The organism is Viridibacillus sp. FSL E2-0187, from assembly GCF_038006425.1.
GTDB lineage: Bacteria > Bacillota > Bacilli > Bacillales_A > Planococcaceae > Viridibacillus > Viridibacillus arvi.
The window spans coordinates 3,340,106-3,363,687 of sequence record NZ_JBBOVG010000001.1 but is presented as its reverse complement, the minus strand read 5'-3'; the positions used below and the strand labels follow the sequence as shown (position 1 = coordinate 3,363,687).

At 36.7% G+C, this 23,582-nt stretch carries 19 protein-coding genes and 1 riboswitch; of the genes, 16 read left to right on the top strand and 3 right to left on the bottom strand.

Annotated features, from left to right (window positions below; genetic code table 11):
• Positions 1 to 151: 151 nt before the first annotated feature.
• The 8 genes from ftsE (at position 152) to MHH85_RS16410 (ending at position 7,628) form a co-directional block, all read left to right on the top strand.
• Positions 152 to 838, top strand: a complete 687-nt coding sequence (gene ftsE, locus MHH85_RS16445; protein ID WP_038179675.1) for a cell division ATP-binding protein FtsE — start codon at positions 152 to 154, stop codon at positions 836 to 838.
• On the top strand, positions 828 to 1,712 hold the full coding sequence (gene ftsX / locus MHH85_RS16440; RefSeq protein ID WP_340707757.1) for a permease-like cell division protein FtsX: 885 nt from the start codon (positions 828 to 830) through the stop codon (positions 1,710 to 1,712). The genes ftsE and ftsX overlap by 11 nt, the downstream gene beginning before the upstream one ends.
• Positions 1,713 to 1,751: 39 nt before the next feature.
• Positions 1,752 to 3,044, top strand: a complete 1,293-nt coding sequence (locus tag MHH85_RS16435; protein WP_193738495.1) for a murein hydrolase activator EnvC family protein — start codon at positions 1,752 to 1,754, stop codon at positions 3,042 to 3,044.
• A 204-nt stretch (positions 3,045 to 3,248) separates the two neighbouring features.
• Positions 3,249 to 3,905, top strand: coding sequence for a hypothetical protein (locus tag MHH85_RS16430; RefSeq protein ID WP_340707756.1), 657 nt, complete (start codon positions 3,249 to 3,251; stop codon positions 3,903 to 3,905).
• Entirely contained in the window at positions 3,902 to 4,477 is a 576-nt protein-coding gene (locus MHH85_RS16425; RefSeq protein WP_340707755.1) for a peroxiredoxin family protein, read from the top strand. The genes MHH85_RS16430 and MHH85_RS16425 overlap by 4 nt, the downstream gene beginning before the upstream one ends.
• Before the next feature lie 80 nt (positions 4,478 to 4,557).
• A complete protein-coding gene (locus tag MHH85_RS16420) occupies positions 4,558 to 5,988 on the top strand; it encodes a S41 family peptidase (RefSeq protein WP_340707754.1) in 1,431 nt (476 codons plus the stop codon).
• Between the two features lie 220 nt (positions 5,989 to 6,208).
• Positions 6,209 to 7,378, top strand: a complete 1,170-nt coding sequence (locus MHH85_RS16415) for a PDZ domain-containing protein (RefSeq protein ID WP_340707753.1) — start codon at positions 6,209 to 6,211, stop codon at positions 7,376 to 7,378.
• A gap of 10 nt (positions 7,379 to 7,388) precedes the next feature.
• Entirely contained in the window at positions 7,389 to 7,628 is a 240-nt protein-coding gene (locus MHH85_RS16410) for a CsbA family protein (protein WP_053417745.1), read from the top strand.
• A gap of 337 nt (positions 7,629 to 7,965) precedes the next feature.
• Positions 7,966 to 8,073: riboswitch (SAM riboswitch) on the bottom strand.
• Between the two features lie 84 nt (positions 8,074 to 8,157).
• On the opposite strand, the gene MHH85_RS16405 is transcribed toward MHH85_RS16410, so the two are convergent.
• Both MHH85_RS16405 and MHH85_RS16400 read right to left on the bottom strand, forming a co-directional pair.
• On the bottom strand, positions 8,158 to 8,466 hold the full coding sequence (locus MHH85_RS16405; RefSeq protein WP_193738500.1) for an AzlD domain-containing protein: 309 nt from the start codon (positions 8,464 to 8,466) through the stop codon (positions 8,158 to 8,160).
• Positions 8,466 to 9,173, bottom strand: coding sequence for an AzlC family ABC transporter permease (locus MHH85_RS16400; protein WP_340707752.1), 708 nt, complete (start codon positions 9,171 to 9,173; stop codon positions 8,466 to 8,468). The genes MHH85_RS16405 and MHH85_RS16400 overlap by 1 nt, the downstream gene beginning before the upstream one ends.
• A 71-nt stretch (positions 9,174 to 9,244) precedes the next feature.
• Here MHH85_RS16400 and MHH85_RS16395 point away from each other — a divergent pair, with 71 nt between their 5' ends.
• The 8 genes from MHH85_RS16395 (at position 9,245) to MHH85_RS16360 (ending at position 22,670) form a co-directional block, all read left to right on the top strand.
• A complete protein-coding gene (locus MHH85_RS16395; protein WP_193738502.1) occupies positions 9,245 to 9,799 on the top strand; it encodes a helix-turn-helix domain-containing protein in 555 nt (184 codons plus the stop codon).
• A gap of 69 nt (positions 9,800 to 9,868) precedes the next feature.
• Positions 9,869 to 10,489 (top strand): TVP38/TMEM64 family protein, encoded by a 621-nt coding sequence (locus MHH85_RS16390; protein WP_193738503.1) that lies wholly within the window; start codon positions 9,869 to 9,871, stop codon positions 10,487 to 10,489.
• Between the two features lie 132 nt (positions 10,490 to 10,621).
• Positions 10,622 to 14,158 (top strand): helicase-exonuclease AddAB subunit AddB, encoded by a 3,537-nt coding sequence (gene addB / locus MHH85_RS16385; protein WP_340707751.1) that lies wholly within the window; start codon positions 10,622 to 10,624, stop codon positions 14,156 to 14,158.
• Positions 14,115 to 17,837 carry a helicase-exonuclease AddAB subunit AddA gene (gene addA, locus MHH85_RS16380; RefSeq protein ID WP_340707750.1) on the top strand — a complete coding sequence of 1,241 codons (3,723 nt, stop codon included), beginning with the start codon at positions 14,115 to 14,117 and terminating at the stop codon, positions 17,835 to 17,837. The genes addB and addA overlap by 44 nt, the downstream gene beginning before the upstream one ends.
• Positions 17,838 to 17,849: 12 nt before the next feature.
• Entirely contained in the window at positions 17,850 to 19,040 is a 1,191-nt protein-coding gene (locus MHH85_RS16375; RefSeq protein WP_227751985.1) for a DUF418 domain-containing protein, read from the top strand.
• A gap of 40 nt (positions 19,041 to 19,080) precedes the next feature.
• The gene (locus tag MHH85_RS16370; RefSeq protein WP_193738506.1) at positions 19,081 to 19,983 is read left to right on the top strand and encodes a fumarylacetoacetate hydrolase family protein; all 903 of its coding nucleotides are present in this window, start codon (positions 19,081 to 19,083) and stop codon (positions 19,981 to 19,983) included.
• A 131-nt stretch (positions 19,984 to 20,114) separates the two neighbouring features.
• A complete protein-coding gene (locus MHH85_RS16365; RefSeq protein ID WP_340707749.1) occupies positions 20,115 to 20,489 on the top strand; it encodes a YisL family protein in 375 nt (124 codons plus the stop codon).
• A 702-nt stretch (positions 20,490 to 21,191) separates the two neighbouring features.
• Positions 21,192 to 22,670 carry an alpha-amylase family glycosyl hydrolase gene (locus tag MHH85_RS16360; protein ID WP_340707748.1) on the top strand — a complete coding sequence of 493 codons (1,479 nt, stop codon included), beginning with the start codon at positions 21,192 to 21,194 and terminating at the stop codon, positions 22,668 to 22,670.
• Between the two features lie 48 nt (positions 22,671 to 22,718).
• Here MHH85_RS16360 and MHH85_RS16355 read toward each other — a convergent pair whose 3' ends face one another.
• Positions 22,719 to 23,576 carry a DegV family protein gene (locus tag MHH85_RS16355; RefSeq protein WP_340707747.1) on the bottom strand — a complete coding sequence of 286 codons (858 nt, stop codon included), beginning with the start codon at positions 23,574 to 23,576 and terminating at the stop codon, positions 22,719 to 22,721.
• Positions 23,577 to 23,582 lie beyond the last annotated feature (6 nt).

Sequence of the window (23,582 nt, the reverse complement as noted above, 5' to 3'; positions counted from 1 at the left end):
ATTAATTCGCTATGACAGCAAATTTTTTTTGTAATAAGCTAGAATTGAAATTACAATTTAATTGAAATGAAATTGTAATAGTAGACAGGCTATTCAATGATATAATAGCTTTATAATAGAGTTGGGTTTATAGAAAATAGGTGGTAAAAAAATGATCGAAATGAAGAATGTTTACAAGAAATATCCGAATGGAATAGTAGCAGCAAATGGGTTAAGTATTAAGTTTAATCAAGGCGAATTTGCTTATATTGTAGGACCTAGTGGTGCTGGTAAGTCGACATTTATCAAAATGATGTATCGAGAAGAACGAGCTACATCTGGAGATGTTATCGTAAACGGTATGAATTTGACGACATTAAAAAACAAAGAAATACCTTATCTCCGTCGACAAATTGGAGTGGTGTTCCAAGATTTTAAATTGTTACCGATGCTAAATGTCTATGAAAATGTTGCATTTGCTTTGGAAGTTATTGAAGAACAACCGGCTACGATACGTAAACGTGTCATGGAAGTGTTAGATTTAGTTGGATTAAAACATAAAGCTCGAATGTTCCCGAATGAATTATCGGGTGGAGAGCAACAACGTGTGTCAATTGCGCGCTCGATTGTGAACGTGCCGAAAGTTGTCATTGCTGATGAGCCTACTGGAAACTTGGATCCTGAGACATCTTGGGATATTATGAATCTTTTTGAGGAAATAAATGCACGTGGAACAACAATTATTATGGCAACACATAACAAAGAAATTGTTAATACAATAAGACGTCGTGTTATCGCTATTGAGGGCGGATTGATTGTTCGTGATGAAAATGGAGGTAGTTACGGCTATGAAATCTAGAACTATAAGTCGCCATTTCCGTGAAAGTATAAAATCGATTGGTCGTAATAGTTGGATGACAGTCGCTTCTGTCTCAGCAGTAACGGTCACACTATTAATAGTTGGCGTATTTATCATGATAATGATGAACTTGAATAAAATTGCAACAGATTTAGAAAATGATGTCGAAATTAAAGTGCTTATTGATTTAGAAGCGGATCAAAAAGCTGAAGATGCTTTACAGAAACAAATTAAAGAATTATCAGGTGTAGATTCTTTCGAGTACTCAACAAAAGAGGAAGAACTTAATCATCTTGTGAAAGATTTTGGAGAAGATTTAAGCCTGTTTAAACAGAGTAATCCATTAAGAAACGTCATCTATGTAAAGGCTAGTGACCCGCAGAAAACGGCAACAGTAGCCGAGGCGATAGACAAGCTCGATAATACATATGAGGTATTATACGGTAAAGGTAAGATTGAAAAGCTATTTAACTTTTTAAATATTAGTCGAAACGTAGGTATTGGTTTAATCATAGCGTTACTATTTACAGCAATGTTCTTAATCTCAAATACAATTAAAATCACAATTGTAGCAAGAAGAAAAGAAATAGAGATTATGAAATTAGTAGGTGCAACAAACTGGTTTGTACGTATTCCGTTTATTCTGGAAGGTATGTGGTTAGGCCTATTAGGTTCTATCATTCCAATTACGGTTGTAACAATTTCATATGTGAAATTACATAGTGTATTGCAACCAAAATTACAAGGTGAAATGTTCCAGCTGTTAGATGTAACTCCATTTATTATCCAAGTAGATTTATTAATTTTAATAATGGGTGTATTTATCGGTGTTTGGGGAAGTTTCATGTCCGTACGCAAATTCTTAAAAGTATAAGTAATAGAGATATATTAATAGGAAAGAGGGGGTTATTAGTTGAAAAAGCAGTTTAAAAATATTTTATATGTCATTACAGCTACGGTATCTTTATCATTGGTTGTTCAACCAATAGCGAATGCTGAATCACTAAGTGATTTAAAGTCTAAACAGCAAGAATTAGATCAAAAGAAATCGAAACTGAATTCTAACATAAATGAAAAATCAAGTAAGATTAAGTACAACAAATCAAAGCAAGAGAAAATCAACAAACAAATCCAAAAGCTTGATAACAAGATTATCAAAACGGATGAGAAAATTAGTATTGTAAAATCAACAATTGCTCAAACAACTAGTGAAATTGAGGACTTACAAACTTCTATCAAAGATTTAGAAAAGAAAATTGCAGAACGTGATGCATTATTGCAAGAACGCGCGCGTGCCATTCAAGAAGGTGGCGGTTCAATTAATTATGTTGACGTTCTATTTGGTGCTAGTAGTTTTGGAGATTTAATTGACCGTTTTTCTGCAGTAAACACTTTGTTAGATGCGGATCGTAAAATTTTGCAAGAACAAGCAGATGATAAAAAAAGCTTAGAAGAGCAACAGAAGAAACTTGAAGAAAAACGTAAAAAACAAATCGACAATCGTGATCGATTAGAAGATCTTAAGAAATCTTTGGACTCACAAAAATCAAGTAAAAATAAGTTAATTGATGATTTAGAGCGTGAGCAATCAAAGCTGAAATCTCAAAAGAAATCACTCCAAAAAGAGTATTCTGAAGCAATTAAAGTAAGTAAAAAAGTGCAAAAAGAAATTCAAAATGAGCAAGCGCGTCTAGCTGAACGAGCACGTAAAGAAGCTGCAGCGAAAGCAAAAGCGAAATCTAAATCAGCATATGTTTCTAATGTGGGAGAATCAGGTGATGTTCCAACTGTTTCAAGTGGTACTTGGACAAGACCTACAACTGGTAGGGTTACATCTAATTTTGGCTGGCGCGATATAGGCTCAGGTCCAGAAATTGATTACGGTATCGATATTGCAAACAGTGTAGGTACGCCAATCGTAGCCGCAGCTGATGGAGTAGTCTTCCGTGCAAGTCCTCTATCTACATACGGTAATGTAATTATGATTACTCACTCAATTGAGGGGAAAACTTTTACAACTGTATATGCTCACTTAAGTGGTTATAAAGCAAAAGCTGGACAATCTGTTTCTAAAGGTGAAGTAATCGGTTATATGGGACAAACGGGTCGTGCATTCGGAAGTCACTTACATTTCGAACTTCATACAACAGCATGGCAAGGACAAAAAGTAGGGGCAGTTGACCCACGTCGTTATATTTCATTCTAATCAGATCAAATAGAAGTCGTCTGGAAATCGGTAAATTCACCGACTACAGGCGACTTTTCTTCTAGGGATAAAAATGATTTTAAATAGAGCTTTAAACTGTGAAAATCAGTCCAGACATCAATTAGTAAAACAAAAATCTTGTATTCTTTCATCACACCCATTAACATACGGTGTAGGGTATATTAGTGGGAGAAGGTGTGAACTTTGCCAATAACAGAATGGTATACTATACGCGGAGTGACATTACCGACATCATGGGTTTCAGTTCTTATCGCGTTTACTTTGGCAGGAATTATTCTATGGTGGCGTTATGGTAAAAAAGAAGCAAGTGTATATGCGGATCATGCTATATTTTTCATTTTAGTTTGGAAATTTAGTGTGATTGTCACAGATTTGTCGTTGGTAATAAAACAGCCTTTAATTATACTATTCTTTAACGGTGGGACGGTGGGCTTTTACATAGCGATAGTTGCAACTTGTATTTCTATTTTCCGTCAATTTAAAAAGAATGCATTTGCAGCTTCTCAATTACGTACATTAACAATGGCTATTATTTTAACGCAAAGCTTGTATCAAATTGCAATGGCCTTGCAAAATGATGGACTCGCTTGGCAAAGGTGGCTGACTGTTGTAGTCTTTATCATTTGGCTACTCATAGCGATAAAAAATGGTCTCAATCAGGATATTTGGCGTAAGCAACTCATCATTTTATTTAGCTTATCGCATATTTTTATCGCATTATTACAGCCTGGTGGTTTTTCGCAAAAGTCACTGATGGCAACTTTCATATTTAGTTTGTTTGTGTTATTTGTCCATTTCTTAAAAGATAACAGTCGTAAACAGATGGAGGCTACCTCATGAAGAAAAAAATATTTGCGTTGCTAATAATTGCAGCGATGATTGGAATTGCTGTTACAAATTTTGTGAAAACAAAAGTTGCTGAAGAGCAAAAAGTGGATACGAGAGCAACAATTGTTGAGGACACATTAGGTGTTAAAAGTGGCTTAGCTATTGGTGAGTTGGCACCAGATTTTGAATTAGAAACATTAGAAGGAAAAAAAGTAAAGCTATCTGATTTTCGAGGGAAAAAGGTTATTTTAAATTTCTGGGCAACTTGGTGTCCACCTTGTAAGGCAGAAATTCCTCATATGCAAAAGTATTACGAGAAATATGCAGAAGAAGATAATTTTGAAATTGTAGCGGTCAACTTAACTAGTTATAAAGAAAGTGTTAAATATGTGAAAAAGTTTGTTAAAACGTATGAGATGACCTTTCCTGTATTATTAGATACTAAGGGTGAACAAATGGATGCATATGAAATTTACGTCGTTCCAACGACTTACTATTTAGATACGAAAGGAGTCATTCAAAAGAAGGTAAGAGGACCTGTCGATCAAGATAGTATGCGGGAAAGTATAAAAGCATTAAATTAATAAAGGAAAATCCACTTTTTGATAGTGTTAATCCTAAGGTAACATTCATAAACTGAATGGATATGAAAGGGGTAGACATAATGCGGAAACGTTGGATTTTTCTTTTTTTTATAGTATTGCTAGGCGCCACAGGAATGTACGCAGTATCAAAAATGCAAGGAGCGGAGCCTTCAAGTGCAAAAGTGAGTAAACTAGAAAAAATTGATGAAGCTTTTAAACTAATAAGAAAAGAATCAGTGCATGAGACTTCTGAGGAACAGTTAGTCGAAGGAGCAATTAAAGGAATGGCGAGTTCATTGGGTGACCCATATAGCACTTATTACACAAAAGAAGAAGCTAGAATGCATAAGGAATCATTGTCTGATTCACGTGTAGGTATTGGGGCAGAAATTACAGCAAGTGATGGTAAATTTATTATTGTTTCACCTGTAAAGGCATCTCCAGCAGAAAAAGCAGGATTAAAACCTTATGATGAAATTGTACAAGTAAATAAGGAACGATTAGAAGGTAAATCGATGGCGCAGCTCTTAGCTCTTATTCAAGGAGAAGAGGGCACAACAGTAAAAATGACTATATTCAGACCATCAGAAGACCGTCATATTGAGGTTTCAATGACAAGATCAGCAATTTCCATGGAAACGGTGCATAGTGAAATTTTACAAGCTGATGATCAACTAATCGGATATGTAAATATCACACTATTTGGTGAAAAAACTGCAGAAGAATGGCAAAAACATACGACCTCATTAATGAAACAAAAAATATCTGGTCTTATTATTGATGTGCGTAGTAATCCAGGTGGCTATTTACGAAGTGTAGAACAAGTTATAGCAAGTGTTGTAAAACCAGGCTCTACATATGCTTTTATGCAAAATGCCAAGGGTGAGCTTGAGCCGTTAGTAACCGAAGAGAAGAAAAACAAATTAAATTTTGACGCACAATTAAAATCGTTACCGATTGTATTACTTCAAGATGAAGGAAGTGCTTCTGCAAGTGAAGTTTTAAGTGGGGCATTAAAAGAATTAGATCGAGCTACTATAGCAGGTGTAAAAAGTTTTGGAAAAGGCACAGTACAAGAAACCTGGCCATTGCTAAATGGTGGAGAATTAAAGTTATCTACGCATAAATGGCTTACACCAGATAAGAAATGGATTCACGGTAAAGGAATAGATGCAACTTTACATGTAGAACAGGATGATTTATATCATATGGAATTGCCGCCATTAACGGGAAGCTTCGTAGAAGGAGATTTCAATGAGCAGGTAAGATATGTACAAGAATTATTATCTAAAATGGACTATAAATTAGAACGAACAGATGGCTATTTTGATCGCCAAACAGCTGAAGCAGTTCTGTTATATAGAAAAACAAAGAAATTAGCACAAGAACCTATTATAAATGAAGCATTCTTTTCAGCATTACATAAAGAAATGGTAGAATATAAGGGTAACAATGAAAATGACCATCAATTACAAATGGCTATCGGTTATATGCTGAAAAATTTAAAATGATGAATTAACAAACAATTTGTTTTTGAAAGTACTTAAAAAGAGTTGTAGTCTTATAATTTTGAGAAATGGTCACGCCTTTACAAGCTTTTTTTAATATTTAAACCAAAATAGGTTCTAATTTTGAAATTTAATCCAAATACTACTACGTTTTCAAACAGTCGTTTGATACAATTAATAAATAGACAAACTACTAGATACACTACGGAAGGTGATACGGAAAATGTACTTAGATATAATAGTTGAGCTGGTTAAAGGCATTGGCCGTTTCTTTTTAAATCCAATTCTATACATTGCCATTATTTTTGCCACATTACTAGGCTACCGACGCGTAATTACAGAACGTAAATCATTCAACACTAGGATTCGATGGGGCTGGACAGAAACGCTTTTCTTGTTAAAAGACGGATGGCTATTAGCACTAGGCATATCGATAGTAAGCATTGCAATTGGATTAGTTGTACCATTTGAATACTTAGTGTTATTCAGTTGCGCAAGTATCATATGTATTTTAACTTTTTATTATTATACAGCTTCAGCGGTTTATCCTTTCGCCATAGCTTTCGGTGTTATTTGGTATTTATATGCGAATGACAAGTCTTTTGATTTTTTAGGATGGACTTTTTCTGGAGGATCGATAGACGAAGGGTTATATGTAGTAATACCAGCGTTTATCGGTTTACTCTTATTAGCAGAAGGTATACTTATTTATAAGTATGCATCGAATTTTGCTTCACCAAGATTAGAAAAGTCTGATCGAGGTATGCAGGCAACTACATATTTAGTGAAACGATTGTGGCTGTTGCCGATTTTCTTCGTTATTCCTGGTGGATTAATTCAACAATATATCCCATATTGGCCACAATTTACGATGTTCAATTCTACGTTTTCGATAATATTAGTACCAGTTGTGATTGGATTTCAGCAGCGCACACGTAAAACATTGCCTGTTCACTTTTATCCTCGAATGGGAAGAACAATTATCTTACTAGCTCTAATTGTATTAATAGGTGCAGGTATTGCTTACGAGGTATCTGTTCTTGGTTATATTGCTGTTTGTATCGCTGTATGTGGGCGTGTGTTAATTTCTATTATATATGCTTGGACTGAGCGAAATGCAGGCTATGCGGTAACGCCAAACAATTCTGGTGTGGTCATAGCTGCTGTCTTACCAGAATCTCCTGCACAGGCGATGGGATTACAGGTGGGGGAATGTATCCGTAAGGTGAATGGTATTGAAGTGCAAACAGAAGAAGAATTATATGAAGCTTTGCAAATAAATGCCGCACATTGTCGTATTGAAGTATTAAATCATGAAGGCGAAGTTCGTCTGCGACAACATGTTATTCATCGACATGATCATTACAAAATCGGTCTACTCGTCGTCAGATAAAGGAGAAAAAATAGAATCTATGGTTACTAAAGTAATTTTAGCGCTGTTCATTCCAGGGTTACTCGTCGTATTGTTTACACGCATCACATTTAGTCATTATGTAGCTTTAGTGCTATCTGTAGCGCTTATTGCAGCTTCAGTTTATGCTGGTTTTACACATACAACTTTTTTATATGTTATTGATGCGTTATCATTAACCGTTGGATTCTGGTATGCCACACGTATGATGAATCGCAATAAAGAACAATAAAAATACAAAAGAAAGCCCGATTCGTCGAATGAGACAATCGGGCTTTTGCTTTTCCAGGAAATGACCTGAATGAATGTGAACTACGAATGAGTAGTATTCATAAAAATATTGCTCGAATGAGAGCGGAAAGAATAGTTGTTACAAATGAGTAACAAATGATATGACTGTACTCAAATGAGAGTGAATGATTAGATTTTCTCGCAAATGGGCGATACTCAAATGAGAGTTTCTTAGCAGACAATTGATATCATCAACTTTCTTTATTGAACGAAAAGAGCCTATTGCTCCTTTACCAGAAAGAAAACAATAGGCTCTCAAATATATACGAACCATCTCGTTCTCATCTTTCAAGCAAATGATGCTTGTAGGAATTGGCACAGTGTTCATACGTGAATCTGTTGCCGAGACTTCATAGGGCCTGTCCCTCAGTCTCTCTGGATAAGAAAGTGATATTACTATGTAATTGTTGTAAGAATTATATATTACTATATACTCCATAGATTGAAAAGTCAAATAATTTTTAAGGGAATTAAAAAAACAAACTGTAAATTGATAAAATAGCAATAGCACCAATTACAACGATGATCACATTAGCACCTGCAAATGCGATGGCAAAAGCAGTTACAGTGCCAACTAAGCCGAATAAAATATCGCCTTCTTTAATCAGTAATATTGCTGGGAAGATCATTGCCCCTAAGATGGCGTAAGGGATATTTTGTAAAACCCCTGAAATAATAGGGGGTAATTCTTTGCCCTCTAAAAAAGTTAACGGAATTGCGCGTGGAATATACGTCACAAGTGCCATACCAATAAGCATCCACCAGTACCAAGAACCCATTACACAAAGCCCCCTTTACGTTTTGCACGATTTGCGTAAACAATTTCAACTGTTATTGAAGAAACCAGGGCAGCAACTAATAATGCCCAGCCAGTTGATAACATTTGTGTCCAGTAGAAAAAGCAATTAATAACTGCAGCGAGTAAAGCGAGCATAACTACTTTGCGATTCCCCTTCATAGAAGGAACTAAAAGGCCGACGAACATAGCATATAGAGCAATTCCCATAGCTACTTGCAAAAAGGCTGGTAAATTTGCGCCGATTAAATGACCGACTGCTGTGAAAACAACCCAACTCCCATATGCAATGAGCATTACACCAACACCAAATGAAGTAGGTAGCTTTTCTTCTTTTCGTGTTGCAAGTACAGAAAAAGATTCATCAGTTACCCAAAAAGCATAGATGGATTTTTTCCATTTTTTTTCGGATTGCATCTTTTCATTAAGTGATGCCGTCATTAAAAAGTGACGGATATTGACGACAAAAGTATTAAGGACAATAAGTAAAGGATCTGTCCCTGTTGTCAATAAATTTAAAGCTATATACTGTGAAGCCCCAGCGTAAACAAGTATACTCATAGCCGTTGCTTCAAGCATTGACAGACCGGTTGTTTTTGCGAGCAAACCAAATGTCAGTGCAATTGGAAAGTAGCCGATCGCAATACTTGAACCTGCCTTCATACCAGCTGAAAAGCCAAGTTTTTTCATGTGTAGGTCCTCCATTGAAATGTTTAATAAAGTATACAACCGTATGATAAAATATACAAGAGGTGAAATTTATGGAAGAAATAAGCCGTAATTTAGGAAAACAATTGAAGAAAATCCGTCATCAACGCTTGCTTAGCTTAGACGATATGGCTAAATTAACTGATGTTAGTAAAGGTCAGTTAGCACAAATGGAAAAAGGAGAATCCAATCCAACTGTGTCGACGATGTGGAAAATTGCTACCGGTTTACGTATTTCATTTTCAACGTTATTACAACCACCGAAGGAGCAATTTTTAAAAATAAATAGTGCAGAAATGCCATTTGTCACAGAGAACGAAGGAAAATATCGAGTATATTCAATTATTCCTTATGACCCTGAACGAGGTTGGGAACTCTTTAAAGTAGAAATGGATCCTGGATGTAGTCATAGGAGTGATGCACATACTGATGGGGTAGAAGAAACTATAACGGCTATAAAAGGACAACTAGTTGTCGAAGCTGGTGATATGAGTGAAACCTTAAATGTTGGTGAAACGCTCGTATTTAAAGGACATCAAATCCATCAATATACGAATACAGCAGATGAAATGACTGTCCTGCACTTTATTTTACAATATAAACAGTAACTTTTAAGTAGCGCTCATTCCTCAATTGGGATGCCGACAAGACGCTATTTTTTAGAGAGGGAGAAACATATGCCTGACTGGTTAACATTAGAAAATTTTCATGCATTAGCAAAAGAATATCGATTATTTGGCACGCTTTTAGGTATATTACTACCATTTGTTGAAGCTTTCCTACCATTTCTCCCACTAGCCGCATTTGTCGTCGCAAATGCCAGTGCATATGGGCTCTGGATTGGTTTTCTACTTTCTTGGAGCGGAGCTGTGTTAGGATCTTATTGTGTATTTTTGATCGTACGAAAATATGGGCAAAGTCGATTATTGAACTACGTGACAAATCGTGCTACGGTGAAAAGATTAATACATTGGGTTGAAATGAAAGGGTTTACTCCATTATTTCTATTATTATGTTTTCCTTTTACACCATCAGCGCTCGTTAATATTGTTGCAGGCTTATCCAATTTAAAGCGCCATCACTACTTATTTACAGTAATGGCTTCAAAACTTGTTATGATATTCGTTATTAGCTGGATTGGATCAGATTTAAGAGCGCTGGTAACAGATCCTATCCGTACTGGTATAATTATTATATTGATAGGAATTATGTGGTGGGGCGGAAAAATGGTTGAAGGACACTTAAATGCAAAAGTAGAAGAAGATATGAGAAGAGCTTCCAGAATGAATAAAAAGTGAAGTAATTTGCCACTGTTCTATTTTTAATATAAAATAGGAACAAGTGTTCTTTTGGTAATGGTCTACATATTTTTGCACATAAATAGTAAAAGTGGTTGGAACTTTTATCGTGATTAAAGAGGGGGAGTTAGAATGTCACTGCGTATCGTTTCTGGAAGGTCAGGCTCTGGAAAATCGACGCTTATTCATCATGAAATAGTTGATATTATAAAGGAACAGCCGATAGGGGCACCAATATTCTTGCTTGTTCCTGACCAAATGTCATTTTCTTCTGAATATGATTTAACACATCGCTATGGTGTATCAGGGCTTATTCGAGCGCAGGTTACGACGTTTAAACGTTTAGCGTGGCGCGTCCTGCAAGAAACTGGAGGCATTAGCCGACAAGAGATTAATGGGTTCGGCTATCGAATGCTTATCAAACGTTTATTAGAGGATAATAAAGAACAGTTTTCATTGTTCCGTCAAGCAGCTGGAAAACGTGGTTTTACAGATGAGATGGAAACTTTGTTAAAGGAATTTAATCGCTATAGTTTAGATAGTAATACATTAGAACTGCTTCTATCAGATTTTGAGGGTATGAATGCACCGCAAACATTGCGTGATAAGGCACATGATCTTCAGTTAATATTGTCAGCTTTAGAAGAGCGATTAGGTACTACATATATTGATAGTGAAGGTTATTTTCCCTTGCTAACAGCACAGCTAAAGGATTCGGAAATTATACAATCAGCAGATATTTATATTGATGGATTTACAGCATTCACAACACGAGAATTTGAACTAGTGCAAGAATTATTAAAAGTAGCGCGTCGAGTAACGGTTGTTTTACCTATGGAGTCAGATGCTGATGCAGACGATGAGCAAGCACTATTTTATCAATCTGCTCGGACAAGTGTACGCTTAAAAGAATTAGCATTTGAAGAAGGTATTGAAGTAGAGCCAACAGTACATTGTCAAACAACATTCCGTTTTCAAAATAATGATTTGAAATGTATCGAAGAAAAGTTTGATTCACATGAAGAAGCAACAAGTTACTCTTCGGATGATTTTGAGATTATTGAAGCCGTCAATCGCCGTGCAGAAGTACATGCGATTGCAAGGAAAATAAGAGAGTTTATGCAAAATGACGCAATTCGTTATCGTGAGATGGCTATTTTGTATCGTCAGGCAGATGTATACGATCCTCTGTTTGCGACAATTTTCCCTCAATACGATATTCCTGTTTTCGTAAGTCAAAAAAAACCAATGCTTCATCATCCATTAATTGAACTAAGTCGCTCGGCTCTGGAGGCTATCCAATCTGATTGGAAGTACGAGCCTATTTTCCGTGCAGTTAAAACGGATCTGTTTTTCCCGGTAGATGCAGATTTACAAGTTTGGCGGGAGCGCGCAGACCGTCTAGAAAATTTTGTTATATCACAAGGGATCTATAGTGAGCGCTGGTTTGATGAGAATCGTTGGCTATATAAAAAATATCGTGGACTGGAATTTTTAACAAAAAATCAAACAGATGAAGAGCGCGCCTTCCAACAAGAAATTGAAGCAGCGCGTAGTAAAGTAAGAGAACCTTTAAAAGAGTTAGAAAATCAATTAGCTAGCTGTAAAACGGGGCGTGACATCGCAACAGCGCTGTTTAAATTTATTGAAAATCTAGAAGTTTATGAAAAACTACAAGCTTTAAAAGATAAAGAAATAGACAAAGGCCAACTGTTAGCTGCAAGTGAACATGAACAAGCGTGGAATCAATGGGTAGACGTACTTGATCAGTTCGTCATGATGTTTGGTGAACAAGAAATGACGCTAGAAGAAGCACTGCACACGTTAGAAGAAGGGTTCGATACATTAGAATTTTCACGTATCCCACCGTCATTAGATCAAGTAACCATTGCAACAGCAGATTTGTCTCGTTTAACGAATATGAAAGCAGTTTTTGTAATGGGTATGAATGAAGGTGTATATCCACAAAGGATGGACCATGAAGGATTACTTTCGGATGCAGAACGTGAATGGTTTATGCATCTTGGAATGGAGCTGGCACCAACTTCTAAAACGAGATTGTTAGAAGAATCATTCATTACTTATAGAGCCTTAACCATGGCTTCTGAAAAGCTCGTTGTTAGTTATGCCATTGCGGATGAGGAAAGTAAAGCATTATTACCATCTCTATATGTGAAGAAGTTACAGCAACTTATTCACAATGCACCATTTACAAGAGCATTAATAGATCCAACAGAGGCTTTATCAGAGCGCTCGAATCTCCCTTATATTAATCACCCAAATACGTCTTTAGCTTATTTAATGATGCAACTTAGACAAGTAGAGCATGGAAAAGAGCTGAAACCCGAATGGCGTGCTTTACAGGTGTATTATGAAGAGGATCCTTATTGGTCGGATATTCTAGAGCGTTTAATGCGCCCACTAAAAGTGCTGAATAAAGCAGAACAACTTACACCAGATATTACTGATGCCTTGTATGGCTCAACTCTGACCTCAAGTGTTTCACGTATTGAGAAGTTCTATGGTTGCCCATTTTCGCATTTTTCAACGTATGGTTTACGTCTTGAGGAGCGTCCGGAATATCGACTTGAAACACCGACAATCGGAGATTTATTCCATGCAGCGCTAAAATGGATTTCAGAGGAAACTCATGAGAAGAATCTAAAATGGGGTCAATTGACGCCAGAGCAATGTGCAGATTTAGCAAAACGAGCAGTAGATAAGATTTCTCCACTGTTGTATCACCAAATTTTAATGAGTACATCCCGTTATCGTTACATTCAACGAAAACTGACATTGATCGTACAAAGAACGATGCTTTCTTTAAGTCAACATGCACGTGTATCAAATTTCAAACCGATTGCTTTAGAAGCTGCATTTGGACCAGGGGAACCTTTACCACCATTAATGATCAAATTAGATGGAGGTAAGAAAATGCAAATGCGCGGTCGAATTGATCGAGTAGATGCAACTACAATCAATGATAAACCGTATATTCGCGTTGTAGATTATAAATCTTCTGCGAAAAAGCTAGATTTAAATGATGTGTATTATGGTCTATCTTTACAAATGTTAACTTACTTAGATGTGGCTGTAGAGAATTCAGAGGCATGGTTGCCATTGCATTCAGAAGCTGGTGGTGTGTTATATATACATGTCCACAATCCGATGTTAAAGCCGCATGATAATTTGGATGGCCAACAAGCGGAGATGGAGCGATTAAAAGAATTCAAGATGAAGGGTCTTTTAATAGATGATCGAGAGACTTTGATTGATATGGATGAGGCGCTTGAAGAAGGGGGCCATTCACAAGTAGTACCAGTTTATGTGGGTAAGAAGGATGGTACCGTTTCACCGAAAATGTCTTCTGTTATCTCGACACAAGATATGGGGCATCTCCGAAATTTTGTACGACACAAGCATCAACAGGCTGGTGAGGGCATTTTAGCAGGTCATACTGATATAAGTCCATACCGTATGAAAACACGTACAGCTTGCGAGTATTGCTCATTTAAGAGCGTATGTCAGTTTGATACAACAGATGCCAATCAACATTATCGATATTTACAACCAATCGGTAAAAAAGAAGATGTTATTGAGCAAATTCGAAAGGAGACTAAAGCAGATGAAGGAAATTCCTGTGAAGCCGGCGACAGCAACTTGGACTGATGAGCAGTGGAAAGCAATTTGGACTACTGGACAAGATACTTTAGTTTCAGCAGCAGCGGGCTCAGGGAAAACAGCTGTATTGATCAATCGTATGATTGAAAAGGTTATCTCGTCGGATAATCCAATCGATGTTGATGAGTTGTTAGTCGTAACATTTACCAATGCTTCTGCAGCTGAAATGCGTCATCGTATGGCAGAAGCGCTTGAAAAAGCTATTATCAATCAGCCAGAATCAAAGCATCTCAGAAGACAATTAAGTTTATTAAATAAAGCACAAATTTCTACATTACACTCATTTTGTTTAAATATTGTTCGACAATATGCGTATCTATTAGACATTGATCCAGGCTTCCGTATTGCAAACGATACAGAAGCTGCACTTTTAAAAGATGATACGTTAGCAGAAGTACTAGAAGAAGCTTATAACAGTGACCAAGTTGACGATGTATATCGATTAGTTGACAGTTTTACATCTGACCGTGATGACCAAGCAATTGAGACATTAATTGAAAAATTATACGAAATGTCACGTGTTAATCCAGAGCCGATGAAATGGCTAGAATCACTACCAGATCAATATGACCTTGAAGGCATTACATCAATTGATGAGTTGCCAATTAGTAAAATAATTAAGCGTTCGGTTAGTCATGCTATTGAAGCTGCCTACGCGCTTATTAAAGATATGCGGGAGCTAAGCCTAGAACCAAGCGGCCCATCAGCTTATGGTGAAACAGCTGAGAAGGATTTTATTTTATTAACTGAAGCACGTGCCTTTTTACACGAACGCTCTTGGGAAGAGGCATATGAATATTTTAATGCAGTTAGCTGGGCGAGAATTTCTACGAAGAAGATGGATTGTGATTTAGAATTAAAAGCTTTAGCTCAAAACAAACGTAAGCAAGCAAAGGAATTATTTGATACGGCTAAAAAACAATATTTCACAAGAAGACCAGAACGATTACTAGAAGAGATTCGTTTAATGAAGCCAATACTCTTAACACTAGTGAAAATAGCAGCAAGTTTCAGTGGAAAATATGCAGCTGCGAAAAATGAAAAAGGTCTTGTTGATTTCTCCGACTTAGAGCATTTTGCGTTGCAAATTCTAACTGATGAAAAAGACGGAGAACTTGTTCCGTCAGCTGTAGCGCTTAGCTATCGAGAGAAGTTCAATGAAGTACTTGTTGATGAATATCAAGATACTAATAGGCTTCAAGAAACCATTTTGCAGCTAGTGAAAAGTGGTGGGGAAGCGGATGGTAATATGTTTATGGTTGGTGATGTGAAACAATCTATTTACCGATTCAGATTGGCAGAGCCGACACTATTTTTAAACAAATATTTGGAGTTTGAAGAAGAACCAACAAATACAGGTATGAAAATTGACTTAAATGCAAACTTCAGAAGTCGTCAAGAAGTATTGCACGGTACAAACTATATTTTCTCACAGATAATGGGCGAAGAAGTCGGAGAAATCAAATACGATGAAGCTGCGGCATTAAAACCACAAGCTCCTTATAATGAAAAAGATGCCCCTATTGAATTGACAGTATTATATACAGATCAAACTGAAGAGGAAGAGTCTAAAGAAACTGATGATGGTGAAGCGGGTGTCAGTTCTGAATTACAAGCTGAAGAAGAATTAAAAAAATCTCAGCAAGAGGCACGCTATATAATTGAGAAAATAAAGCAATTAATGGATTCTGGACAAATGGTTTATGATACAAAAAAAGGCACCGAACGACCTTTAGAATATCGTGATATTGTCATATTAATGCGCTCGATGACTTGGTCAGGTGATTTAGCAGAAGAATTTAAGCTAGCGGGGATTCCGTTATATGCAGAGTTGTCTAAAGGATATTTTGAAGCGCTTGAAGTAATGATAATGATAAATACGTTGAGAATTATTGATAATCCATATCAAGATATTCCATTAGCATCTGTATTAAGAGCGCCATTTGTTGGATTAACGGAGAATGAGCTAGCGAAAATTCGTTTAGCTGACCCGAAAGCACCTTTTTATGATGCTTTGAAACAATTTGTACGCATCGAAGGTACGGGTCTAAAATCTAGTACTGCTGAAAAGTTACAACGTTTCTTACTGCACTTTGAAGATTGGCGTGATTTAGCTCGTAGGGGTTCCCTAGCAGATTTGATTTGGCGAGTATATATTGATACGAATTATTATGAAATGGTTGGTGCAATGCCTAACGGCAAACAACGCCAAGCGAATTTACGCGCACTACATGATCGTGCGTTATCGTATGAAAAAACGTCATTCCGAGGGCTTTTCCGATTTTTGAGATTCGTAGATCGTATGAGATTACGTGGTGATGATTTAGGAACTGCACGGGCTATTAGCGAAACGGAAAATGTTGTTCGTTTAATGACAATACACTCATCTAAAGGATTAGAGTTCCCTTATGTTTTTGTAGCTGGATTAGGTCGAGAGTTTAACAAAATGGATTTTAATTTACCGTATTTATTCGACCAACAATTTGGTTTAGCGGTGAAAATGATTGATCCCGAGAATCGTATTCAATATACCTCTTTGCCATTCCTTGCGATGCAGGAGAAAAAGAAGCTTGAGTTAAAGGCAGAAGAAATGCGTGTTCTTTATGTTGCGATGACACGTGCAAAAGAACATCTTTATCTAGTAGGTACAGTGAAAAACTGGGATAAGACAAAAGCTATTTGGGAAGATGCAAAACTATTACCTGCAGGTGAAATGCTACCTGATCATGTTCGAGCTTTAGCAAAAAGCTATTTAGATTGGATTGGTCCAGCTTTAGCTAGACACCCAGACTATGACCGATGTCTAAATGATGAAACTCAGTTAGCTACTAACGAATTATCAAGATGGAAAGTTCAAGTGATAGGTGCAGAACATTTTAAAGCTCCATTAGAAGTGGGGGAAGTAGAGGAAGAGATTGTTGAGGATACGAAAAAATCTACTCTTGTTGATGAGGATTTATTAACATCTATCAAAAAGCGTTTTGATACAGTATATGCATATGATAGAGCGATAGCAAAACGCTCTAAAACATCTGTTAGTGAACTAAAACGTCTACAAACTTTAGAACAATCCGAGCAACCTGAATTTTTTTGGAATGCACCTAAAAAACAACAACAAGTGGCAAAAAGACCTAGCTTTTTACAACAACGTTCGTTAACTGCAGCCGAAATTGGAACAGCTATGCATACGGTTATGCAACATATACCACAGCAAGGCCTGCATTCAATTGAAGAGGTTGAAGTTTTTGTACAAGGTCTTGTTGACCGTCAACTTTTGACGAAGGAAGAGGGAGCAGCTGTACATGCACCTAAAATTGTAGGCTTCTTTGCAACACCTGCGGGTCAGCGATTTATGAATGCAGTGGAACTTTATCGAGAAACGCCATTTACCTTTAGTATTATTGATGACGACGGTGATTCCCAAATCGTACAAGGGATTGTCGATTGCCTATTTAAAGACGCAGATGGTAATTGGATTCTACTTGACTATAAAACTGACCGAATTAAAGAAACGATGAAAACAGATGAAGGCTTACAAAAAGAAATGAAAGTGCGTTACGATGTACAGTTGACGCTATATAAAAAAGCAATCGAAGAAACTTTAAAAATCAACGTTTCAGAAAAATTAATATATGCATTTGACGCACAGCGTTCAATTGAATTATAGGAGGAAAAGCTTTTGAATTTAACACCAACACCTATGCAAAAAAGGATTGAAACGCTTGACATAATACGGGGGTTTAGTTTGCTAGGTATTTTTTTAGTAAATATGTTTGCGTTTAGTACACCTTCGCCACATATTGATTTAAAAACTTGGTTCGAATCACCACTAGATATTCAATATCATCAGTGGCTAGATATTTTTGTGCAAGGAAGTTTTTATCCACTATTTTCAATGTTATTTGGATACGGTTTAGCGATGCAATTTACAAAAGCAACACAGTTAGGTGACAACTTCTATAAGATTGGTTCGAAACGTTTAGGTGTGTTATTTGGCATTGGTGTGTTACATGCCTTCCTTATTTGGTGGGGAGACATTCTAATGACGTATGCATTTTGTGGTTTCTTCTTATTAATTCTGTTACGTCTGAAACCAGTTTGGTTAATTACAATTGGTGGCGTATTATATGGAATTGTCCATGGCTTTTTAGTGGTATTAATGGGATTAGCATCATTAGTGGAAGAGTCTACTGATCTTTCAGAGTTTGTTGACATAGCAGCTATCGAAAGTGCAATAGCTGCTTACGGTTCCGGTTCGTGGACGGAAGCTTTCATGCAACGTCTAGCAGATTTACAAGTACAGGCATCCCCGAGTATGTGGATTGTGGCGTTATTTACGATTTTACCTTATATGTTATTAGGGGCAGCTGCATCTAAATGGCAACTAGTTGAACGTGCAAAGGAAAAACGAGTGTTTTGGATTACTTTAACTGTTATTACTATACCGGTCGGGGTGGCACTTAAAATGTTGCCATATAATTTAGAGCGAAATCTTTTCCTTGATTACGTGCAAGTTTCTTTCGGTGGTCCAATGCTTGCGATAGGGTATGCGGGTCTAATCGTCTTATTATGCCAAATTCCTAAATTCACAAAAATATTGTCGCCTGTTGCAAAGGCAGGACGCATGTCGATGACAATATATTTAATGCAGTCTATTATTGGAACATTCATTTTCTATCACTACGGATTAGGATTATATGGTAAAATCGGTGTCGATACTGTTACGTGGTTAGCTGTCGGGATTTTTGTTCTGCAGATAGTATTTGCGGAGCTTTGGTTCCTGAAATTTAAGCAAGGACCGGTTGAAGCAGTATGGAAACGATTAACATACGGAAAAATGTTACAGAAAAAAGAGGAAATTAGTCGATAATTAATGTATCATTGATAAAAAAGAAGGAGTGCCAATATTCATGAAAATTTTATCATTTCGTTATAACGATGTAGTAAGTTTTGGTCCGAAAGTAAAAAAAGAAGAAGCTGTATGGGATGTTTTAGCAATCCAAGAAGCTCTTCAAGTACTACCTTCTTTCGCTACAACAATTGTAGAGGGGATGACAGCTGGTTTCGAATTTGTAGAACAATCTCGTAAACTTGTAGAAGCTGCACAGAATTCAGAAAACCCAGAGCAATTTAAATATGCATTTACGGAAATTGAGTGGTTAGCACCAATTCCACGTACAACGAAAAATATTATTTGTGTTGGTAAAAACTATCAAGATCACGCCAAAGAAATGGGCGCTGAATCTGCTCCAGAAAATTTAATGATCTTTACAAAAGCACCAACTTCGATTGCTGCAGATGGGCAAACAATCTCAGCTCATGCAGACGTCACTTCAGAACTTGACTATGAAGGTGAATTAGCAGTTGTTATTGGTAAAAAGGGTAAAAACATCCCTACTAAACTAGCATACGATTATGTATTTGGTTATACAATTGCCAATGATATTACTGCTCGTGATTTACAAGCAAAACATAAGCAATTTTTCTTAGGAAAGAGCCTAGACGGCGCATGTCCAATGGGGCCGTACTTAGTAACAAAAGATGAACTTCCAAATCCACATTCTTTATCAATCGTAACAAAAGTGAATGATGAAATTCGCCAAAATGGTTCAACAAAAGATATGATCTTCACGATTGAAGAAATCATTTCTGAGATTTCTAGATTAGTAACTTTAGAACCAGGTGACGTAATTTTAACAGGTACTCCAGCTGGCGTTGGTAAAGGTATGAACCCACCAACATACTTAGCATCTGGTGATGTGGTAAAAGTATCAATAGAGGGTATTGGAACTCTAGTAAACCGCTTCGAATAAGCTTTTTAGCATTTTTTAGATAATACTACAGACCGGTGGATGATTTTCCATCGGTCTGTTATATTTGTATAGTTTTTCACCTCGTGATAGGATATTAATGATTATTAAAACTAATTAAGGTGGGGTATTTAATGGATTTTTTAGCTAGCACCCATTTACACATTACAACTTGGGTAATCGCAATTATCTTGTTCCTAGTTTCTGCTGCTATGCAAAGTGGTACTAAAGGACAAAAAGTAACGCATATGATTTTACGTGTATTCTATATTTTAATCATCATTACTGGTGGAGCATTATTCGCTAAAGGTATGGATTTTAATATGGGTATGCTTTATGGTTTCAAATTCATTGGTGGTATTTTAGTTATCGGTATGATGGAAATGGTTTTAGTGAGAAAAGCAAAAGGCAAACCAACAACTATGTTCTGGATTCTATTTGCAGTATTCTTATTAATCACTATGTTCCTAGGATTCAAATTACCAATGGGTATGCATTTCTTAGCTTAATAACTGGCATGATAAACAGCCACACAACGAATCTCGTTGTGTGGCTGTTTTTTTTGTTGGGTAAAGATGGTGTTTTAATAGAGTAATTCGTTCTTTTAGGACGTGAATATTCTGCTAAATAACAAAGAGGGCAGTTAGCGCAACAAAGAGGCCGTTTAGCGCAACAAACGATGAAGTTATTGCAACAAAGGAGCCACTTAGCGCAACAATCAATGGAGTTAGTGCAACAAACGTGGATTTGCGCTTTCAGTATCTCGCGCTGGAAAAAATATAGGTGATTAACTAGGTGAATCATGCTTTTAGGACGTGAATATTCTGCTAAATAACAAAGAGGGCAGTTAGCGCAACAAACATCGGCTATAGCGCAACAAACGATGAAGTTAGCGCAACAAAGGAGCCACTTACCGCAACAATCAAAGGAGTTAGTGCAACAAACGGGAAATTCCGCTTCAGCATTTAAGATATCCAGCTTCAAGCGCTAGACTCTCGGGTCGTTTCGGTCTCTCGGCACAAGACAAAAAGCGTCTTGTGTTCGAGCCTTCCAACGCTTGTCGATTCTGAACGAGCGCTTTCAGCATTTAAGTAAATTCACATTTTTGTCGAATTTGTTTCGGTTTCGTTTGTTTTTAGTGTTAAAGCATAGCGGGGATGGTGGGGGTTTGGTAAAATTACGATGGACAGTTCTGCAGAGGAGGACTATAAGTGAACGTTGCAAAGTGGATTAGTACGGTAGTTGCGTCAGCGCTTTTGGCTACGACAATGGGGTTTGCACCTATTGCGAAGGCAGAGACTGAAGTGACGCATAATATTAAAGACGAAAGTATCTATGATCTTTTAGTGGATCGTTATTTTAATTCATCGGTCGAAAATGACTATAATGTAGATGCTCGAGATCAAAATGCTTTTGCTGGTGGTGATCTTACAGGGATTGCTACTAAGTTAACACATATTCAAGATATGGGATTCACTGTTCTATCAATTGGTTCGATTTTTTCGACTGAATCATATGATGGAAGTGCGGTAGTGGATTACGAAAGTATTGAGCGTCAATTTGGCACAGCAAAAGAATTTAAATCTTTGCTTGCTGATGTTCATAAAGGCAAGATGAAGCTGATGGTTGATTTTCCGCTAAATAATGTTAGCAAAAATCATGTCTGGGCTAAAGATAATGCCAATTCAGATTGGTACGAAGCCGCTGATAACGGTCGTATTAATTGGAATACAGAGAATCCTGAAGTACAAAAGGCATTAATCAAAGCAGCAACTGATTTTGCTAAGAAATATGATATTGATGGGATTCGCTTAACTAATTTAGGTTATAGTGATACAGCATTTTTAAATGAAATGATTCAGTCATTAAAAGATACAAGTAAAGATATCTATGTGCTATCTTCCGAAGATAGCGATGCAAATTTTGATATGTCTATTAATAAAGAGACAATAGATATTTATCAATCGATTTTCAAAAATGTCGATATGGATTCATCAAAAGTGGAACAACCACTCGGCACAATGAATAAAGGCGATGCAGAAAAACCTTCAGCTATTATGTTAGATAGTTTAAATAGTTCTCGTTTTACATTTGCTTCAGCAAGTGAAAATATGTATCCACCGACACGTATTAAAGTGGCGATGGCTGCGATGTTTACGTTACCGGGTGTACCAGTAATGACATATGGTACTGAAATTGCACAAAATGGTGTACAAGCGCCTGAATCACATGCAATATTTGATTTCAAAACGAAGGATGATATCGTTTCATACATAGGCGACGTTCAATCTGTTCGTAATAAATCAGAGACTCTACGTACTGGGAATTTTAAATTATTACAGAATAAAGATGGTTTCATTGTATTTGAACGTTCTTCTGAAGATGAACAGTGGATTGTCGTTGTGAACAACACAAAAAATACAAAGCATATCGATTTAGGTAAAGATATTATTGGAGAAAACAAAGAGCTTCATGGCTTATTGGAAAGTGATATCGTACGTCCGAATGATAAGGGCGTATACCGACTAGTGGTTGATCGTGAAATTGTCGAACTATATCAAGTAAAAGAACATACTGGATTAAATATTTCATATATGATTTCATTAGGTTTTGTCTATGTACTATTCATAACATTTATCGTATTAGTGTTACGTAAAGGTAAAAAGAATCGAAAAGCAAAAAATAACTAAAATTAAATCCCTTAGAGAAAGTAAGTTATCTCTAAGGGATTTTGTATTTTAAGCGGTAGGGTATTGATTTAAAAAGAAGATAGCTAAAGTACCAGGACCCGCATGCGATGCAACTGCAGAGCCAATCAAATGGATTTCGACAGCTTTAGGCTTGAATTTGTCCATAATCATAGCTTTCATCTCTTCAGCAGTGGCTAAATCATCTCCATGACTAATGGCAATAACTTGATCACTTAGACGGACACCTGTTTCTTCCATCTTGTCTAAGATACGTTTCATCACTTTCTTACGTCCGCGATGTTTTTCAATAGGTACCAGTTTACCATCTTCTACATGAAGTAAAGGTTTAATACTAAGTAAGCCACCAATAAATGCGCTTGCTTTTGAAACACGTCCACCACGTGCTAAATAATCTAAGTCTTCTACTGTAAAGAAATGTTCCATATGCTGCGCATTTAAACGAACTTTCTCTGAGATTTCATCTAGGCTTAAACCTGCTTCGCGAAGGCGTACAGCTTCTTTTACAACTAGACCATAGCCAAGTGAAGCACATTTAGAATCTACAATTGTTAATTTTAAATCAGGGTACTGTTCTTTTACTTGATTGTAGATCATTACAGCAGTGCTGTATGTACCAGATAATTCAGATGAAAAGGCTATATAAAGACCTTCCTCACCTGATTTTGCTAGCTCTTCGAAAAGTTCTAAAAACAATTCAGGAGATGCTTGAGAAGTTTTTGGCTGTCCGCCTTGACGGATAAATTCGTATACTTTCAAGACGTCGATACCAACGACATCTGCATATTCTTCGTTGTTCATATGAACTCGTAAAGGGATTAGTGTGACATTATTTTCTTCATAAAAAGATTTAGGTAAATCAGAAGCGCTATCTGCATAGATTCTCATTTATTT

Coding starts and splice junctions, on each gene's coding strand:
- MHH85_RS16425 (WP_340707755.1), top strand. CDS start 3,902: ATGAAGAAAAAAATATTTGCGTTGCTAATAATTGCAGCGATGATTGGA.
- addA (WP_340707750.1), top strand. CDS start 14,115: ATGAAGGAAATTCCTGTGAAGCCGGCGACAGCAACTTGGACTGATGAG.
- ftsX (WP_340707757.1), top strand. CDS start 828: ATGAAATCTAGAACTATAAGTCGCCATTTCCGTGAAAGTATAAAATCG.
- MHH85_RS16355 (WP_340707747.1), bottom strand. CDS start 23,576: ATGAGAATCTATGCAGATAGCGCTTCTGATTTACCTAAATCTTTTTAT.
- MHH85_RS16405 (WP_193738500.1), bottom strand. CDS start 8,466: ATGGGTTCTTGGTACTGGTGGATGCTTATTGGTATGGCACTTGTGACG.
- MHH85_RS16415 (WP_340707753.1), top strand. CDS start 6,209: ATGTACTTAGATATAATAGTTGAGCTGGTTAAAGGCATTGGCCGTTTC.
- MHH85_RS16395 (WP_193738502.1), top strand. CDS start 9,245: ATGGAAGAAATAAGCCGTAATTTAGGAAAACAATTGAAGAAAATCCGT.
- ftsE (WP_038179675.1), top strand. CDS start 152: ATGATCGAAATGAAGAATGTTTACAAGAAATATCCGAATGGAATAGTA.
- MHH85_RS16400 (WP_340707752.1), bottom strand. CDS start 9,173: ATGAAAAAACTTGGCTTTTCAGCTGGTATGAAGGCAGGTTCAAGTATT.
- addB (WP_340707751.1), top strand. CDS start 10,622: ATGTCACTGCGTATCGTTTCTGGAAGGTCAGGCTCTGGAAAATCGACG.
- MHH85_RS16390 (WP_193738503.1), top strand. CDS start 9,869: ATGCCTGACTGGTTAACATTAGAAAATTTTCATGCATTAGCAAAAGAA.
- MHH85_RS16420 (WP_340707754.1), top strand. CDS start 4,558: ATGCGGAAACGTTGGATTTTTCTTTTTTTTATAGTATTGCTAGGCGCC.
- MHH85_RS16365 (WP_340707749.1), top strand. CDS start 20,115: ATGGATTTTTTAGCTAGCACCCATTTACACATTACAACTTGGGTAATC.
- MHH85_RS16370 (WP_193738506.1), top strand. CDS start 19,081: ATGAAAATTTTATCATTTCGTTATAACGATGTAGTAAGTTTTGGTCCG.